13 protein-coding genes are annotated in these 16807 nt (G+C 59.1%); 10 read left to right on the top strand and 3 right to left on the bottom strand.

The window, feature by feature from the left end; all coding sequences use genetic code 11:
* Positions 1 to 139 precede the first annotated feature (139 nt).
* The gene (locus AB4O01_RS09240; RefSeq protein WP_016986555.1) at positions 140 to 1669 is read left to right on the top strand and encodes a DHA2 family efflux MFS transporter permease subunit; all 1530 of its coding nucleotides are present in this window, start codon (positions 140 to 142) and stop codon (positions 1667 to 1669) included.
* A gap of 261 nt (positions 1670 to 1930) precedes the next feature.
* Here the strand turns inward: AB4O01_RS09240 and lpxH are convergent, their stop codons facing one another.
* The gene (lpxH, locus tag AB4O01_RS09235) at positions 1931 to 2677 is read right to left on the bottom strand and encodes a UDP-2,3-diacylglucosamine diphosphatase (protein ID WP_186622571.1); all 747 of its coding nucleotides are present in this window, start codon (positions 2675 to 2677) and stop codon (positions 1931 to 1933) included.
* Complete coding sequence (locus AB4O01_RS09230) at positions 2674 to 3180, bottom strand: peptidylprolyl isomerase (protein WP_093434208.1); 507 nt, start codon at positions 3178 to 3180, stop codon at positions 2674 to 2676. Before AB4O01_RS09230 ends, lpxH begins: the two co-directional genes overlap by 4 nt.
* A 249-nt stretch (positions 3181 to 3429) precedes the next feature.
* Between AB4O01_RS09230 and AB4O01_RS09225 the strand changes: the two genes are divergently transcribed.
* The 3 genes from AB4O01_RS09225 (at position 3430) to AB4O01_RS09215 (ending at position 8133) form a co-directional block, all read left to right on the top strand.
* The gene (locus tag AB4O01_RS09225; RefSeq protein ID WP_093434212.1) at positions 3430 to 5127 is read left to right on the top strand and encodes a glutamine--tRNA ligase/YqeY domain fusion protein; all 1698 of its coding nucleotides are present in this window, start codon (positions 3430 to 3432) and stop codon (positions 5125 to 5127) included.
* A gap of 21 nt (positions 5128 to 5148) precedes the next feature.
* Positions 5149 to 6531, top strand: coding sequence for a cysteine--tRNA ligase (cysS, locus tag AB4O01_RS09220; protein ID WP_460091444.1), 1383 nt, complete (start codon positions 5149 to 5151; stop codon positions 6529 to 6531).
* 384 nt (positions 6532 to 6915) lie between these two features.
* Complete coding sequence (locus AB4O01_RS09215) at positions 6916 to 8133, top strand: MFS transporter (RefSeq protein ID WP_460091442.1); 1218 nt, start codon at positions 6916 to 6918, stop codon at positions 8131 to 8133.
* 307 nt (positions 8134 to 8440) lie between these two features.
* Here the strand turns inward: AB4O01_RS09215 and AB4O01_RS09210 are convergent, their stop codons facing one another.
* Positions 8441 to 10294, bottom strand: a complete 1854-nt coding sequence (locus AB4O01_RS09210) for a sigma-54-dependent Fis family transcriptional regulator (protein WP_460091440.1) — start codon at positions 10292 to 10294, stop codon at positions 8441 to 8443.
* Between the two features lie 382 nt (positions 10295 to 10676).
* Here AB4O01_RS09210 and AB4O01_RS09205 point away from each other — a divergent pair, with 382 nt between their 5' ends.
* Genes AB4O01_RS09205 through AB4O01_RS09180 form a run of 6 tightly spaced genes read left to right on the top strand, consistent with a single transcriptional unit; the run spans position 10677 to position 16626 of the window.
* Positions 10677 to 11771 (top strand): ABC transporter ATP-binding protein, encoded by a 1095-nt coding sequence (locus AB4O01_RS09205; RefSeq protein WP_095048092.1) that lies wholly within the window; start codon positions 10677 to 10679, stop codon positions 11769 to 11771.
* Entirely contained in the window at positions 11771 to 12880 is a 1110-nt protein-coding gene (locus AB4O01_RS09200; protein ID WP_099756656.1) for an ABC transporter ATP-binding protein, read from the top strand. The genes AB4O01_RS09205 and AB4O01_RS09200 overlap by 1 nt, the downstream gene beginning before the upstream one ends.
* Positions 12877 to 13743 (top strand): carbohydrate ABC transporter permease, encoded by an 867-nt coding sequence (locus AB4O01_RS09195; protein ID WP_007912484.1) that lies wholly within the window; start codon positions 12877 to 12879, stop codon positions 13741 to 13743. The genes AB4O01_RS09200 and AB4O01_RS09195 overlap by 4 nt, the downstream gene beginning before the upstream one ends.
* Before the next feature lie 9 nt (positions 13744 to 13752).
* Positions 13753 to 14553 carry a carbohydrate ABC transporter permease gene (locus tag AB4O01_RS09190; protein ID WP_090284391.1) on the top strand — a complete coding sequence of 267 codons (801 nt, stop codon included), beginning with the start codon at positions 13753 to 13755 and terminating at the stop codon, positions 14551 to 14553.
* A gap of 10 nt (positions 14554 to 14563) precedes the next feature.
* Positions 14564 to 14836 (top strand): DUF2160 domain-containing protein, encoded by a 273-nt coding sequence (locus AB4O01_RS09185; RefSeq protein ID WP_007912485.1) that lies wholly within the window; start codon positions 14564 to 14566, stop codon positions 14834 to 14836.
* Positions 14837 to 14883: 47 nt separating this feature from the next.
* Positions 14884 to 16626 (top strand): ABC transporter substrate-binding protein, encoded by a 1743-nt coding sequence (locus tag AB4O01_RS09180; protein WP_016986564.1) that lies wholly within the window; start codon positions 14884 to 14886, stop codon positions 16624 to 16626.
* Positions 16627 to 16807: the final 181 nt, after the last annotated feature.

Below are 16807 nucleotides of genomic sequence, written 5' to 3'. Positions count from 1 at the left end.
TCACACCTGACCCTGTGGGAGCGAGCTTGCTCGCGAAAGCGGTGTGTCATTCAGCACTACTGTGTCTGACTGACCGCCTTCGCGAGCAAGCTCGCTCCCACAGGGGGCAAGGCGTCAACCTGGTTTCATAGGATTCACAATGAGCAATAACGCCTCTTTCACGCCGCCCAGCCTGTTGCTCAGCACTATCGGCCTGTCGCTGGCGACGTTCATGCAAGTGCTCGACACCACCATTGCCAACGTGGCGCTGCCGACGATTTCCGGCAACCTCGGGGTGAGTTCGGAGCAGGGCACCTGGGTGATCACTTCGTTCGCCGTGAGTAACGCGATTGCGCTGCCGCTGACCGGTTGGCTCAGCCGCCGCTTCGGTGAGGTGAAGCTGTTTCTCTGGGCCACCATTCTGTTCGTGCTGGCCTCGTTCCTCTGCGGTATCTCCACATCGATGCCGGAACTGATCGGCTTCCGCGTCCTGCAAGGTCTGGTCGCCGGGCCGCTGTACCCGATGACGCAAACCCTGTTGATCGCGGTCTATCCGCCCGCGAGGCGAGGCATGGCCCTGGCGTTACTGGCGATGGTCACGGTGGTTGCGCCAATTGCCGGGCCGATTCTCGGCGGCTGGATTACTGACAGCTATAGCTGGCCGTGGATCTTCTTTATCAACGTACCGATCGGCATCTTTGCGGTGATGGTGGTGCGTTCGCAACTGGCCAAACGTCCGGTGGAAACCAGCCGTCAGCCGATGGATTACGTCGGACTGATCACGCTGATCATCGGCGTCGGTGCGTTGCAGGTGATCCTCGATAAGGGCAATGACCTGGATTGGTTCGAGTCGAACTTCATCATCATCGGCGCGGCGATTTCGGTGATCGCGCTGGCGGTGTTCGTTATCTGGGAAATGACCGACCAGCATCCGGTGGTGAATCTGCGGCTGTTCGCGTATCGCAACTTCCGCATCGGCACGCTGGTGTTGGTGCTGGGTTACGCCGGTTTCTTCGGCATCAACCTGATCCTGCCGCAGTGGTTGCAAACGCAAATGGGCTACACCGCGACCTGGGCCGGTCTGGCCGTGGCGCCGATCGGCATTCTGCCGGTGCTGCTGTCGCCGTTTGTCGGCAAGTACGCGAACAAGTTCGACCTGCGTTTACTGGCCGGGCTGGCGTTTCTGGCGATTGGCTTGAGCTGCTTTATGCGGGCCGGATTCACCAATGAAGTCGACTTCCAGCACATCGCGCTGGTGCAGTTGTTCATGGGTATTGGGGTGGCGCTGTTCTTTATGCCGACCTTGAGTATTCTGATGTCGGACCTGCCGCCGAGCCAGATTGCCGATGGTGCGGGTCTGGCGACTTTCCTGCGGACGTTGGGTGGTAGCTTTGCGGCGTCGCTGACCACGTGGATCTGGATTCGTCGGGCCGATCAGCATCATGCGTATATGAGTGAGAGCATCAGCACCTTTGAACCGGCGACTCGCGAGACCTTGAATCATTTGGGCGGGGCGAGTCAGTCGGCTTATGCGCAGATGGATCAGATCCTCACCAGTCAGGCGTACATGCTCTCCACCGTGGATTACTTCACGCTGCTGGGCTGGGGGTTTATGGGGTTGATTCTGATTGTGTGGCTGGCGAAACCGCCGTTTGCCGCGAAGGCAGGGCCAGCGGCTTCCGGGCACTAAGGTCAAGAGCCCCTCACCCTAACCCTCTCCCAGGGGGAGAGGGGACTGACCGTGGTGGATGTTCGAGGTACGCCGACTTGCAATACCGAGCCGAACTCGGTTTTGAAGAGCATAGAGATCGGCTCCCTTTGCCCTTCGACCCGTTGGGGAGAGGGGACTGTCGGACTTCAGTCGAACTCAGGTTTTGAACTGCATGCGGTCGGCTCCCTTTCCCCCTCGCCCCCCTGGGGGAGAGGGCTGGGGTGAGGGGGGTAGCGATCTTCAGCCGTGCGGCAAAGCCAGCGGCGGGGCGAAGTCGAACGGCGCCAGGGCGTAGCCGCTCTCATCCACCTGCAATGCCCACCCCTGACGATCCCAATCCCCCAGCACAATCCGCTTCGCCGCCTGCTCACCGAGTTGCAACTTGTGGATCGCCGGGCGGTGGGTGTGGCCATGAATCAAGGTTTTCACGCCAAACGCCTGCATGATCCGCGGAATCTCTTCCGGCGTGACATCGACAATGTCATTAGCCTTCATCCGCGTCTGTGCCTTGCTTTCACTGCGCAGTTTGCGCGCCAGTTTGTGGCGGCTGCTCAAGGGCAGATTGCGCAGGATAAACAGCGTGATCGGGTTACGCAGATAACGCCGCAGCTTCATATAGCCGACATCGCGGGTGCAGAGGCTGTCGCCGTGCATCAACAGCACCGGCTCGCCGTAAAACTGCACGACACTCGGGTCCTTCAACAACGTACAGCCGGCCTGCTTGCAGAAGGCCTTGCCGAGCATGAAGTCGCGATTGCCGTGCATCAGAAAGATGGCCGTGCCGCTGTCGCTCAATTCGCGCAGGGCCTGGCAGATGGAACGCTGGAAGGGCGTTATGGCGTCGTCGCCAATCCACGCTTCGAAGAAGTCGCCAAGAATGTACAACGCACTCGCCGAGCGGGCGCGTCCGGCGAGCAAATCCAGAAACGCCCGGGTAATGTCCGGGCGCTCCTCTTCCAGATGCAAGTCTGAAATCAGCAATATCACGCTTCGATGATCTCGGCTTTCTCGATGATCACGTCGTCTGCTGGTACGTCCTGGTGGCCGGCCTTGGAAGTGGTCGAAACACCTTTGATCTTGTCGACAACGTCGGTGCCGGCGGTCACTTTACCGAATACCGCGTAGCCCCAGCCCTGCACGTTCTTGCCGCTGTGGTTGAGGAAAGTGTTGTCGGCAACGTTGATGAAGAACTGCGCGGAAGCCGAATGCGGCTCCATGGTACGGGCCATGGCAACGGTGTATTTGTCGTTGGAAAGACCGTTGTCAGCTTCGTTCTGGATGCTTGGACGCTTGTCTTTCTTTTCTTTCATGCCTGGTTCGAAGCCGCCGCCCTGGATCATGAAGTTACCGATTACGCGGTGGAAAACAGTGTTTTCGTAGTGACCGGCGTTAACGTATTCGATGAAGTTGGCGACGGTGATCGGCGCCTTTTCAGCGTTCAGTTCGATGACGATGTCGCCATGATTGGTGGTCAATTTAACTTGAGTCATGATCGCTACTCTTTATAAGGAATTCGTGGGCAATGGGACATTTGCGCCCGTTACCGGTTCAGCCCGTGGGCCAAGGTGCGCAGTTTAGCGTGACAGGCGCGAATTTCGAGGCTGTTTTTCAATTCCCGGCGATTAAATGCGCTCCTTTATAGGCCGTGCTCTGTCAGCCCCTTGACAGCATCGGCTATGATAGCGGCTTTGTTTTGTCTGGCCCCCTCTGCGGCCGCGCACATGTAAGTCAAGGATCCTATGAGCAAGCCCACTGTCGACCCTACCTCGAATGCCAAGTCCGGCCCTGCCGTGCCGGTCAATTTCCTGCGGCCGATCATCCAGGCAGACCTGGACTCGGGCAAGCACACCCAGATCGTCACCCGTTTCCCGCCTGAGCCCAACGGCTACCTGCACATCGGCCACGCCAAGTCGATCTGCGTGAACTTCGGCTTGGCCCAGGAGTTCGGCGGCGTCACGCACCTGCGTTTCGACGACACCAACCCGGCCAAGGAAGACCAGGAATACATCGACGCGATCGAAGCCGACGTCAAATGGCTGGGCTTCGAGTGGTCCGGTGAAGTGCGCTACGCCTCGCAGTATTTCGACCAGTTGCACGACTGGGCGGTGGAGTTGATCAAGGCTGGCAAGGCCTACGTCGACGACCTGACCCCGGAGCAGGCCAAGGAATACCGTGGCAGCCTGACCGAGCCGGGCAAGAACAGCCCGTTCCGCGACCGTTCGGTGGAAGAGAACCTCGACTGGTTCGCGCGCATGCGTGCCGGTGAGTTCCCGGACGGCGCCCGCGTGCTGCGCGCGAAGATCGACATGGCCTCGCCGAACATGAACCTGCGCGACCCGATCATGTATCGCATCCGCCACGCCCATCACCACCAGACCGGCGACAAGTGGTGCATCTACCCGAACTACGACTTCACCCACGGTCAGTCGGACGCCATCGAAGGCATCACCCACTCGATCTGCACCCTGGAGTTCGAAAGCCATCGTCCGCTGTACGAGTGGTTCCTCGACGCATTGCCAGTGCCGGCGCACCCGCGTCAGTACGAGTTCAGCCGTCTGAACCTCAACTACACCATCACCAGCAAGCGCAAGCTCAAGCAACTGGTCGATGAAAAGCACGTCAACGGCTGGGACGATCCGCGCATGTCCACGCTGTCGGGCTTCCGCCGCCGTGGCTACACGCCGAAATCGATCCGCAACTTCTGCGAAATGGTTGGCACCAACCGTTCCGACGGCGTGGTTGACTTCGGCATGCTCGAATTCAGCATCCGTGACGACCTCGACCAGACCGCGCCGCGCGCCATGTGCGTGCTGCGTCCGCTGAAAGTCGTCATCACCAACTACCCGGAAGGCCAGGTCGAAAACCTCGAACTGCCGCGCCACCCGAAAGAAGACATGGGCGTGCGCGCACTGCCATTCGCCCGGGAAATCTACATCGACCGTGACGACTTCATGGAAGAGCCGCCGAAGGGCTACAAGCGCCTGGAGCCTGCCGGTGAAGTGCGTCTGCGCGGCAGCTACGTGATCCGTGCCGACGAAGCGATCAAGGACGCCGATGGCAACATCGTCGAACTGCGTTGCTCGTACGACCCGGAAACCCTCGGCAAGAACCCGGAAGGCCGCAAGGTCAAAGGCGTGATCCACTGGGTGCCGGCTGCCGCCAGCGTCGAGTGCGAAGTGCGTCTGTACGATCGCCTGTTCCGTTCGGCCAACCCTGAGAAGGCTGAAGACAGCGCGAGTTTCCTCGACAACATCAACCCTGATTCGCTGCAGGTACTCACCGGTTGTCGTGCTGAGCCATCGCTTGGCAACGCACAGCCGGAAGACCGTTTCCAGTTCGAGCGCGAAGGCTACTTCGTTGCTGATATGAAGGACTCGAAACCAGGTCAGCCGGTATTCAACCGTACCGTGACCCTGCGTGATTCGTGGGGCCAGTGATTCAGCGTCAAGGGAAATAACGTGCTAACGATCTACAACACGCTCACCAAGAGCAAAGAAGTCTTCAAGCCGCTGGATGGCAACAAGGTGCGCATGTACGTCTGCGGGATGACCGTGTACGACTACTGCCACCTTGGCCACGGCCGCAGCATGGTCGCTTTCGACCTGGTGACCCGCTGGTTGCGGTTCAGCGGTTACGACCTGACCTACGTGCGCAACATCACCGACATCGACGACAAGATCATCAACCGCGCCAACGAGAACGGTGAATCGTTCGAAGCGTTGACCGAGCGCATGATCGCCGCGATGCACGAAGACGAAGCGCGCCTGAACATCAAGAAGCCGGACATGGAACCGCGCGCCACGGATCACATTCCGGGCATGCACGCGATGATCCAGACCTTGATCGACAAGGGTTACGCCTACGCGCCGGGCAATGGCGACGTGTACTACCGCGTTGCTAAGTTCATGGGCTACGGCAAACTGTCGCGCAAGAAGATCGAAGACCTGCGCATCGGCGCCCGCATCGAAGTCGACGAGTCGAAACAGGACCCGCTGGATTTCGTGCTGTGGAAAGCCGCCAAACCGGGCGAGCCAAGCTGGGAATCGCCATGGGGCGCCGGGCGTCCGGGCTGGCACATCGAGTGCTCGGTGATGTCCACCTGCTGCCTCGGCGAGACCTTCGACATTCATGGCGGCGGCAGCGACCTCGAGTTCCCGCACCACGAAAACGAAATCGCCCAGAGCGAAGCGGCCACCGGCAAGACCTACGCCAACGCGTGGATGCATTGCGGCATGATTCGCATCAATGGCGAGAAGATGTCCAAGTCCTTGAACAACTTCTTCACCATTCGCGACGTGCTGGAAAAGTATCACCCGGAAGTCGTGCGTTACCTGCTGGTGTCGAGCCACTACCGCAGCGCGATCAACTACTCGGAAGACAACCTCAAGGACGCCAAAGGCGCCCTCGAGCGTTTCTACCACGCGTTGAAAGGTTTGCCGACTGTGGCGCCGGCCGGCGGCGAAGCGTTTGTCGAGCGTTTCACTACGGTGATGAACGACGACTTCGGTACGCCGGAAGCCTGCGCGGTGCTGTTTGAGATGGTGCGTGAGATCAACCGTCTGCGTGAGAGCGATCTCGATGCGGCGGCAGGTCTGGCGGCGCGTCTGAAAGAGCTGGCGAGCGTGTTGGGTGTGTTGCAGTTGGAGGCGGATGACTTCCTGCAGGCGGGCGCTGAAGGGCGTCTTGATGCAGCTGAGGTTGATGCACTGATTGCGGCGCGTCTGGCGGCACGGGCCGGGAAGGATTGGGCTGAGTCGGATCGGATTCGAGATCAGCTCACTGCGATGGGCGTTGTGTTGGAAGACGGCAAGGGTGGGACTACCTGGCGTCTGGCTGACTGATTGCTGTGTTTGGCTTCAAAACAAAACCCGCCTAGTGCGGGTTTTTGTTTGGCGGCGAGAAAGCCCCTCACCCTAACCCTCTCCCAGAGGGAGAGGGGACCGAATGGGGGATGCTCAAGAAATACGCCGACCTGAACGTGCTGCACCGAATCCATAATCGACTGGTTCTTTCAGGTCGATGTACTCGGACCTGGCCGGCCTGCTCTGAATCCATATTCGAATCCTTTTTTCAGGTCGATGGATGACTCGAGACACCTCGGTCAGCCCCCTCTCCCTCTGGGCGAGGGCTGGGGTGAGGGTTGCTTTTGACGTTCGCGTAGGTCTTGATATCGGCAACGCGTTCAGCCGGATGCTGAGCGGTGACGATCATGTAAGGAAAACACCATGGCCAATCACTACCGCGAGCTGCTAACGACCCCCGGCGCCACCGGGCTAGTGCTCGCGAGCTCTATCGCGCGCTTGCCGCAGGCAATGATCGGCATCGGCATCATCACCATGCTTGTGCAGCAAACCGGGGTGTACTGGCTGGCCGGCGCAGTCGCCGGGACGTTCACCCTGGCCAATGCACTGCTCGGCCCGCACATCTCCAGACTGGTCGATCAACATGGCCAGAGTCGCGTACTGCCCATCGTCACCGCGTTCAGCATTGTCATGCTGCTGGCGCTGATCACCGCCGTTTACCTGAGAGCGCCCGCCGCGGTGTTCTTTGTACTGTCAGCCTTGGCGGGGACGATGCCGAGCATGCCATCGATGATCCGCGCGCGATGGTCGCAGTTGTTCCGGGGCAAGCCGCAGTTGCACACGGCGTTCTCGCTGGACACGGTCCTGACCGAACTCGCTTACATCATCGGCCCGCCACTGGCGATTGGTTTGAGTGTGAGCTTTTTCGCCGAAGCCGGGCCGCTGGTTGCGGTCGGGCTGTTGGCCGTCGGGGTCACGGCGTTTCTGCTGCAACGCCAGACTGAGCCTAAGGTTGTCGTCGGCCACGCCAGCCATAGCGGCTCAACCTTGCTGATTCCCGGCGTGCGCACCATTGTTCTGGCGCTGTTGGCGATGGGGGTCATTGGTGGAGCAATCGATGTTGCCGTCGTCGCCTTCGCCAATGCGCAAGGCTGGCCGGGGGCAGCGACCTTCATCCTCGCTGCCTATGCGTTCGGCTCACTGGTGGCGGGCCTGACGTTTGGTGCGATGAGGGTTTCGCTGGCGATCGAAAAACAGTTCCTGATCGGGATATTGGTCACGGCGTTCACTGGCGTGCTGCCCATTTTTGCCACGGACGTTTATGTCCTGTCAGCGACGCTGTTTATTGCCGGCATCTCGTTTGCGCCGACGATGGTGGTGGTCATGAAGCTGGGAACGATCATCATCCCGCCATCGAGGATTACTGAGGGGCTGACGTGGATGACCACCGGTATCAGCATTGGCGTTGCGCTGGGCGGCATGCTGGCGGGGCTGGTCATTGATGGCTGGGGTGCACGGGCGGGGTTTGGCGTGGCCATTGGCGCTGGGATCATGATGGTGGTTGTTGTGATGGTGGGATTGCGCACATTGGCGGCGGCGTCGGTTGCGCATGTTGAGCCGGAATTTTCGCCCTCACCCTAGCCCTCTCCCCCAGGAGAGGGGACTGATTGGGGGATGTTCACGAGATACACCGACCTGAGCGATTTGCACCGAATCCATAATCGCCACGATCTTTCAGGTCGATGTCCAGCGCCAGACACCTCGGTCAGCTCCCTATCCCTCCGGGAGAGGAGACTGATTGGGGGATGTTCACGAGGTACGCCGACCTGAACTGGATGCTTTGAATCCATAATCGACTGGTTTTTTCAGGTCGGTGTACAACGCCAGACACCGCGGTCAGCTCCCTCTCCTTTGGGAGAGGGCTGGGGTGAGGGAAAGGGCGGTTCACTCAACCTTCAATCTGCCGCAACCGCTTGTAAAGCGTATTCCGACTCACCCCCAATCGCCGCGCCAGATGCGAAATATTCCCCCCAGCCGCTTTCAACTCCCGGTTCAACGCTTCAATATCATTCAAATCAACCCCCAGCGGCGCCGCGCTCTCCACCGGCTCCATCTCCAGATCAACAAAAAAATCATCCGGCAAATGCTCCAGCCTCACCGGCTGCTCCTCAGCCATGGCCAGCGCCACCTGCATCACGCTACTGACCTGACGCAAATTCCCCGGCCACGGATGACGGCTGAACAGTTCCAGCACCTCTTGGCTCAACCCCGCCCACTGCGTTGGCTCACGATGCTGCTCCCACAACCGTTTAAACAACGCCTCTTTATCACTGCGCTCCCGCAATGGCGGCAGCTCCAGCGTCAGTCCACCAATGCGGTAATACAAATCCTCACGAAACCGCCCCAACTGCACTTGTTCGCGTAAGGATCGGTTAGTCGCCGAAATAATCCGTAAATCCACTTGGAACAGCTCGCTACTGCCCACCGGCTGCACACAGCGCTCCTGCAAAACCCGCAACAACCGCGCCTGAGTCGGCAATGGCATGTCGCCGATTTCATCGAGGAATAACGTGCCTCTGTCAGCCTTGCGAATCAGGCCGATGCTGCCTTTCTGATTCGCGCCGGTGAACGCGCCTTTCTCGTAACCGAATAACTCGGACTCGACCAGTTCGGCGGGGATCGCCGCACAGTTGACGGCGATAAACGCCTGTTTGCTGCGCGAGCTGGCCTGATGCAGCGCTTTGACGAAGACCTCTTTGCCGACACCGGTTTCGCCATGGATCAGCAGCGGAATGTCTTTCTCCAGTAAACGCTCAGCCTGGCGCACAGCTTTCTCCACGCGACTGTCGCCGAAGTGCAGGGTGCTGAGGCTGATAGCGCCCGCGGGTGGTTTTAATGGCACTTCAACGCTTTTCGGTTCGGCAAACACCCGAGGCTGAATTGGCGCCTGTTTCGGCCGCTTCAACAAACATTGAAAACGGTTACGCCCGGACGTCTGCAAGGCAAACGGCAACCCGTCGGGCTGATTGATCAACTCCAGCAGTGACACCTTGAACAGACTTTCAACGCTCACCCGCGACAAGCGCACACCGAGCAGATTGTCGGCGCGACGATTGGCCGACAGCACTTGACCGCTCTCATCAAAGATCAACAACCCGGCCCACTGACTGTCGAGGTTGTTCAACCCGGTGTTGAAGGTCAGTTGAAAATGCTGACCATGGAACAGGTTGAGGATCAGCCGGTTTTCCACGGTCTGGCTCATCATCTTGACCATGCCCAAAGTGTGCGAGGGCGGCAGGTAGCTGTCGCTGGACACATCAAGCACCGCGATCACCTTGCGCTCGGCGTCGAAAATCGGCGCAGCGGAACCGGTCATGAAGCGGTTGGCCTTGAGAAAGTGTTCATCGTGTTCGATATGCACGGCCTGCTCACACGCCAGCGCCGTGCCGATCGCATTGGTGCCGCTGGTGCGCTCGACCCAACTTGCACCAGCCTGAAACCCCCGCGCCAGATTCGGTTCGATAAACCGTTGCGTGCCCCACGAGGTCAGCACCTGACCTTGATTGTCGGCGAGCATGATCAGGCAGTTGGAGTTGCTGAGGATGTTTTCGTAATAGGGCAGGACTTCTTGGTGCGTGGTCTGCACCAGCGAATGATGACTGTCGAGCAACTGCGCGATGCCGGCGGCAGGCAACTGATCGAAGGCCGGCGTGCTTTGGTGGTCGAGACCGAACGCGCGGCAACGTTGCCAGGACGTCTGGACGATCGCGTCGTGGGACAGCGGCGGGGCAGGTGCGGCCATGGCAGTCAGCCTCTGATGCAGCGATTTTTATTGTTGTTATGAACCCGATCTTCGAAACCTACACAAATCCCCTGTAGGAGTGAGCCTGCTCGCGATAGCGGTGTGGCAGACATATTTGCATCGACTGACACACCGCTATCGCGAGCAGGCTCACTCCTACAATGGATCTTCGACGTTCACAGAATCGGGCAAAAAGCGCTTATAGAGTGTTGTTCACTATTGTTCATTGTCAATCGCCCACTTGTTCAAATGTGTTCAGCAATGAACGCTCAATCCCCCCGCATTCAACGATTTTCACGCCAAATCAACCACTTGCCATTTCTGGCACGAAACTCGCTCCCGTGCACAGGTCGCTTGACTCCAATAATAAAAAGGCCGAGCCATGTCACTCACCCTGGAGCACGTCAGCCGTACCGTCGAGGGCCAGATCTGGATCGACGATGCGTGCCTGAAATTCGAACCTGGTTCTTTCAACGTTTTGCTCGGCCGCACGCTGTCCGGCAAAACCAGCCTCATGCGTTTAATGGCCGGTCTGGACAAACCCGACAGCGGCCGCATCCTGATGAACGGCGTCGACGTCACCCAACGTCCGGTGCGCCTGCGCAACGTGTCGATGGTCTATCAGCAGTTCATCAACTACCCGACCATGACCGTGTTCGAAAACATCGCCTCGCCGTTGCGTCAGGCCGGTGTTTCGAAAGAGATCATCCATAGCAAAGTGCAGGAAACCGCGAAGATGCTGCGCATCGAGAAGTTTCTGCAGCGCTACCCGCTGGAACTCTCTGGCGGCCAACAACAACGCACCGCCATGGCCCGCGCATTAGTCAAGGACGCCGAGCTGATCCTCTTCGATGAGCCGCTGGTCAACCTCGACTACAAACTGCGCGAAGAGCTGCGCCAGGAAATGCGCGAACTGTTCAAGGCGCGCCACACCATCGCGATCTACGCCACCACCGAGCCCAACGAAGCGCTGGCACTCGGCGGCACCACGACCATTCTTCACGAAGGCCGGGTGATTCAGAGCGGCCCGTCGACCTCGGTGTATCACCAGCCACAAAGCGTGCTCGCCGCCGAGTTGTTCTCCGAGCCGCCGATCAACCTGATGCCCGGGCGCATTGCCGGTAACGAAGTGAGTTTTGCCAACTTCGTACACTTCCCGTTGAACGTTGATCTGCGCCCAGTGGGCGAGGGCGAGTTCCGTTTTGGCGTGCGCCCCAGCCACATTTCGCTGGTGCCGAGCAACGATGACGATCTGGAATTGGCGGTCACCGTCGAAGTCGCCGAGATCAGCGGTTCGGAAACCTTCCTGCACGTGCGCAACGAGCATTTCCTGCTGGTGCTGCACCTGCCCGGCGTTCACGAATACGACGTCGATGCGCCGATCCGCATTTACATCCCGACCCACAAACTGTTCGTTTTCGATGCGCAGGGCCGGCTGGTGCAAGCACCGGGCCGGCGTGTCGCGAGGGTTGCCTGATGGCCGAAATACGTTTGCAACACCTCGCCCACAGTTACAGCAAAACCCCGAGCGGCGCGGAGGATTATGCAATCCGCGAGATGGATCACGTCTGGGAGCAGGGCGGCGCCTACGCCTTGCTCGGGCCGTCGGGTTGCGGCAAGTCGACTTTGCTCAACATCATTTCCGGGCTGCTCAGCCCCTCTCAGGGCCACGTGTTGTTCGATGGCAAAGCGGTCAACGACCTGACGCCGGAGAAGCGCAACATCGCTCAGGTTTTCCAGTTTCCGGTGGTTTACGACACCATGACCGTGTTCGATAACCTCGCCTTCCCCCTGCGCAATCAGGGCATGGCCGAGGCGAAAGTGCACAGCAAGGTGCAGGAAATTGCCGAAGTCCTCGACCTGCAAAACCTGCTGAGCAAAAAGGCGCGCAACCTCACCGCCGACGAAAAGCAGAAAGTCTCGATGGGCCGTGGTCTGGTCCGCGACGACGTTTCGGCGATCCTCTTCGACGAACCGCTGACGGTGATCGACCCGCACCTGAAGTGGAAACTGCGGCGCAAGCTCAAGCAGATCCACGAGCAGTTCAACATCACCATGGTCTACGTCACCCACGATCAACTGGAAGCATCGACCTTCGCCGACAAGATTGCGGTGATGTACGGTGGCCAGATCGTCCAGTTCGGCACGCCTCGGGAACTGTTCGAGCGGCCGAGCCATACCTTTGTCGGCTATTTCATCGGCAGCCCCGGCATGAACCTGATCGACGTGCAGCCGCAACCCGGCGGCGTCGGTTTCGCCTCGACGCATCTGCCGCTGTCTGACGCGATGCAGCGACATATCGAACACGGCCAGTGGAAAAATCTGAAGGTCGGCATCCGTCCCGAGTTTATTCACGTGTGGGACGAGCCGTTTGATGACGCGATGCAGGCAAAGGTCGTACACGTCGAAGACCTCGGCACCTACAAAATCATGACCCTCGACCTCGACGGCGCGCCGTTGAAAGTGCGTCTGGCCGAAGACAAACCGGTGCCGCAGGGCACGGCGTACATCAGTTTCCCGGCGCAGTGGTTGATGGTTTATGCCGATGAGTTCCTGCTCGAAGCCGACGATGAGGTGCAGCCATGAACAAGGTGCAGAACAACAAGGCCTGGTGGCTGGTGTTGCCGGTGTTTCTGCTGGTGGCGTTCAGTGCGGTGATCCCGATGATGACCGTGGTCAACTACTCGGTGCAGGACATCTTCGACCAGTCCAGCCGCTATTTCGTCGGCGCCGACTGGTACAAGCAAGTGCTGCTCGACCCGCGTTTGCACGACTCATTGCTGCGCCAGTTCATCTATTCGGCGTGCGTGTTGCTGATTGAAATTCCGCTGGGTATTGCCGTTGCGCTGACGATGCCAACCAAGGGCCGCTGGTCGTCGGTGGTGCTGATCATTCTCGCGATTCCGTTGCTGATCCCATGGAACGTGGTTGGCACCATCTGGCAGATCTTTGGCCGCGCGGATATCGGCCTGCTCGGTTCGAGCCTCAATGCCATGGGCATCAGCTACAACTACGCCGCCAACACCATGGACGCTTGGGTCACGGTGCTGGTGATGGACGTCTGGCACTGGACTTCACTGGTGGCGCTGCTGTGTTTCTCCGGATTGCGCGCGATTCCCGACGTGTATTACCAGGCCGCGCGCATCGACCGTGCCTCGGCCTGGGCGGTGTTCCGGCATATTCAGTTGCCCAAGCTGAAGAGCGTGCTGCTGATCGCAGTGATGCTGCGCTTCATGGACAGTTTCATGATCTACACCGAGCCGTTCGTGCTCACCGGCGGCGGGCCGGGCAACGCCACGACTTTCTTGAGTCAGACGCTGACCCAGATGGCTGTAGGGCAATTCGACCTCGGTCCGGCAGCGGCGTTTTCGCTGGTGTACTTCCTGATCATCCTGTTGGTGTCCTGGCTGTTCTACACCGCCATGACCCACTCCGACGCCAATCGCTGAGGCCCGGCCATGAGCAAGAGAAAGCTTATTCCGTTGCTGGTGTACATCCTGTTCCTGCTGGTGCCGATCTACTGGCTGTTGAACATGTCGTTCAAGAGCAACACCGAAATCCTCGGCGGCCTGACGCTTTTCCCACAGGCCTTTACGCTGGCGAACTACAAGGTGATCTTTACCGATCCGAGCTGGTACACCGGTTATCTGAACTCGCTGTATTACGTGAGTTTGAACACGGTGATCTCGCTTAGCGTGGCGTTGCCGGCGGCGTATGCGTTTTCCCGCTATCGTTTTCTCGGCGACAAGCATCTGTTTTTCTGGCTGCTGACCAACCGCATGGCGCCGCCGGCGGTGTTTTTGCTGCCGTTCTTCCAGCTGTATTCGTCGATTGGCCTGTTCGACACGCATATCGCCGTGGCTTTGGCGCATTGCCTGTTTAACGTGCCATTGGCGGTGTGGATTCTCGAAGGCTTCATGTCCGGTGTGCCCAAGGAAATCGACGAAACTGCCTACATCGACGGCTACAGTTTTCCCAAGTTCTTCGTGAAGATTTTCATCCCGCTGATCGGCTCCGGCATCGGCGTCACGGCGTTTTTCTGCTTCATGTTTTCCTGGGTCGAACTGCTGCTCGCGCGCACGTTGACCTCGGTAAACGCCAAGCCGATTGCGGCGGTGATGACGCGTACGGTTTCAGCATCGGGTATCGATTGGGGCGTGCTGGCAGCGGCGGGGGTGTTGACCATTCTGCCGGGCATGCTGGTGATCTGGTTTGTTCGCAACCACGTGGCCAAGGGCTTTGCCCTCGGTCGGGTCTGAGGAGCTGATGATGGAATGGATGAGCTGGACCACGCCTACCGCAGCATTCTTCATTGTCATCGGCCTGATTCTGGTCGGCATGACCACTTGGGAATTGCGCTCGCCGAGCATCCTGCGGCGAGGTTTTCTGCCGATTGCCACCACCCGTGGTGATCGTTTGTTTATCGGTCTTCTCGGCAGCGCCTACCTGCATTTGCTGGTGATCGGCGCCACCGACTGGAGCATCTGGGTAGCGTCCGCGTTGTCCCTGGTGTGGCTGTTGGCTGTGATGCGTTGGGGCTAGTCGAGTCGTTCGGCAACGCGGCTCCACAACTTAAACAGGAGGTCTCTATGTTCGACAAAAACAATAAGCTGCGACATAGCATTTCATTGGCAGCCATGCTGGCACTCAGCGGTTTGAGCGCCGCCGCGTGGGCGGATGCCTACGAAGACGCGGCGAAAAAATGGATCGGCAGTGAATTCAAACCGTCGACCCTGACGGCCGAGCAGCAACTCGAAGAGTTGAAGTGGTTCATCAAAGCGGCCGAGCCGTTTCGCGGCATGGACATCAAGGTCGTTTCCGAGACCCTGACCACCCATGAATACGAGTCGAAAGTGCTGGCCAAGGCGTTCAGCGAAATCACCGGGATCAAACTCACCCACGACCTGCTGCAAGAAGGCGATGTGGTCGAGAAAATGCAGACGGTGATGCAGTCGGACAAGAATATTTATGACGGCTGGGTCAACGACTCGGACCTGATCGGTACGCACTTTCGCTACGGCAAGACCGAATCGATCACCGACCTGATGGCCAACGAGGGCAAGAACTTCACTTCGCCAACCCTCGACATCAAGGACTTCATCGGCATCTCGTTCACCACCGCGCCGGACGGCAAGATCTATCAACTGCCCGACCAGCAATTCGCCAACCTGTACTGGTTCCGTGCTGACTGGTTTGAACGTGCGGATCTGAAAGCCAAGTTCAAGGAAAAGTACGGCTACGAATTGGGCGTGCCGGTGAACTGGTCGGCCTATGAAGACATCGCCAAATTCTTCAGCGAAGACGTCAAGGAAATCGACGGCAAGCGCGTTTACGGGCACATGGACTACGGCAAGAAAGACCCGTCGCTGGGCTGGCGCTTTACCGATGCCTGGTTCTCCATGGCCGGTGGCGGCGACAAAGGGTTGCCCAACGGTTTGCCGGTGGACGAGTGGGGGATCCGCGTCGAGGACTGCCATCCGGTCGGTTCCAGCGTGACTCGCGGCGGCGACACCAACGGCCCGGCGGCGGTGTTCGCCACCACCAAGTATGTCGACTGGCTGAAGAAGTACGCGCCACCGGAAGCGGCGGGCATGACCTTCTCCGAATCCGGTCCGGTGCCGTCGCAGGGCAACATTGCGCAGCAGATCTTCTGGTACACCGCGTTCACCGCCGACATGACCAAGCCGGGCCTGCCGGTGGTCAACGCCGACGGCACGCCGAAATGGCGCATGGCGCCATCGCCGCGTGGGCCGTATTGGGAGGAGGGCATGAAGCTCGGTTATCAGGACGTGGGCTCGTGGACGTTCATGAAGTCCACACCTGAGAAACAGAAGCTCGCGGCGTGGCTGTATGCGCAGTTCGTGACCTCGAAAACCGTGTCGCTGAAGAAAACCATCGTTGGCCTGACGCCGATTCGCGAGTCGGACATCAACTCGCAAGCGATGACTGATCTGGCGCCGAAACTCGGTGGCCTGGTCGAGTTCTACCGCAGCCCGGCCCGCGTGCAATGGACCCCGACCGGCACCAACGTGCCGGACTATCCGCGTCTGGCGCAATTGTGGTGGAGCCACATCGCCGAAGCGGCCAGCGGCGAGAAGACCCCGCAACAGGCACTGGATGGTTTGGCCAAGGATCAGGACGCGATCATGACGCGTCTGGAACGCTCCAAGGCTCAGGCGGTTTGTGCACCGAAGATGAACCCGGAGCGCGATGCTCAGTACTGGTTTGATCAGCCGGGCGCACCGAAACCGAAACTGGCCAACGAGAAGCCGAAGGGCGAGACCGTGAGCTACAACGAACTGCTGAAATCGTGGGCGGATGCGCGGAAGTAACAGCTGAAATGTGAAAGGCGAACGGCACTGCAAGGTGCCGTTTTTTTTTGCGCCTGATCTACCGCAATCGCGAGCAGGCTCACTCCTACAGGGGATTGAGGCGTACGCATCATCTGTGAACGACACAAAAACCTGTAGGAGTGAGCCTGCTCGCGATTGCGGAGTGTCAGATAACAAAGAT

This window comes from Pseudomonas sp. S2_E02 (assembly GCF_054668355.1).
Note: the sequence above shows the minus strand (reverse complement) of the source record. Positions and strands in the feature narration are given on the sequence as shown.

Coding starts and splice junctions, on each gene's coding strand:
- AB4O01_RS09240 (WP_016986555.1), top strand. CDS start 140: ATGAGCAATAACGCCTCTTTCACGCCGCCCAGCCTGTTGCTCAGCACT.
- AB4O01_RS09230 (WP_093434208.1), bottom strand. CDS start 3,180: ATGACTCAAGTTAAATTGACCACCAATCATGGCGACATCGTCATCGAA.
- AB4O01_RS09225 (WP_093434212.1), top strand. CDS start 3,430: ATGAGCAAGCCCACTGTCGACCCTACCTCGAATGCCAAGTCCGGCCCT.
- AB4O01_RS09215 (WP_460091442.1), top strand. CDS start 6,916: ATGGCCAATCACTACCGCGAGCTGCTAACGACCCCCGGCGCCACCGGG.
- AB4O01_RS09210 (WP_460091440.1), bottom strand. CDS start 10,294: ATGGCCGCACCTGCCCCGCCGCTGTCCCACGACGCGATCGTCCAGACG.
- AB4O01_RS09205 (WP_095048092.1), top strand. CDS start 10,677: ATGTCACTCACCCTGGAGCACGTCAGCCGTACCGTCGAGGGCCAGATC.
- AB4O01_RS09200 (WP_099756656.1), top strand. CDS start 11,771: ATGGCCGAAATACGTTTGCAACACCTCGCCCACAGTTACAGCAAAACC.
- AB4O01_RS09195 (WP_007912484.1), top strand. CDS start 12,877: ATGAACAAGGTGCAGAACAACAAGGCCTGGTGGCTGGTGTTGCCGGTG.
- AB4O01_RS09190 (WP_090284391.1), top strand. CDS start 13,753: ATGAGCAAGAGAAAGCTTATTCCGTTGCTGGTGTACATCCTGTTCCTG.
- AB4O01_RS09185 (WP_007912485.1), top strand. CDS start 14,564: ATGGAATGGATGAGCTGGACCACGCCTACCGCAGCATTCTTCATTGTC.
- AB4O01_RS09180 (WP_016986564.1), top strand. CDS start 14,884: ATGTTCGACAAAAACAATAAGCTGCGACATAGCATTTCATTGGCAGCC.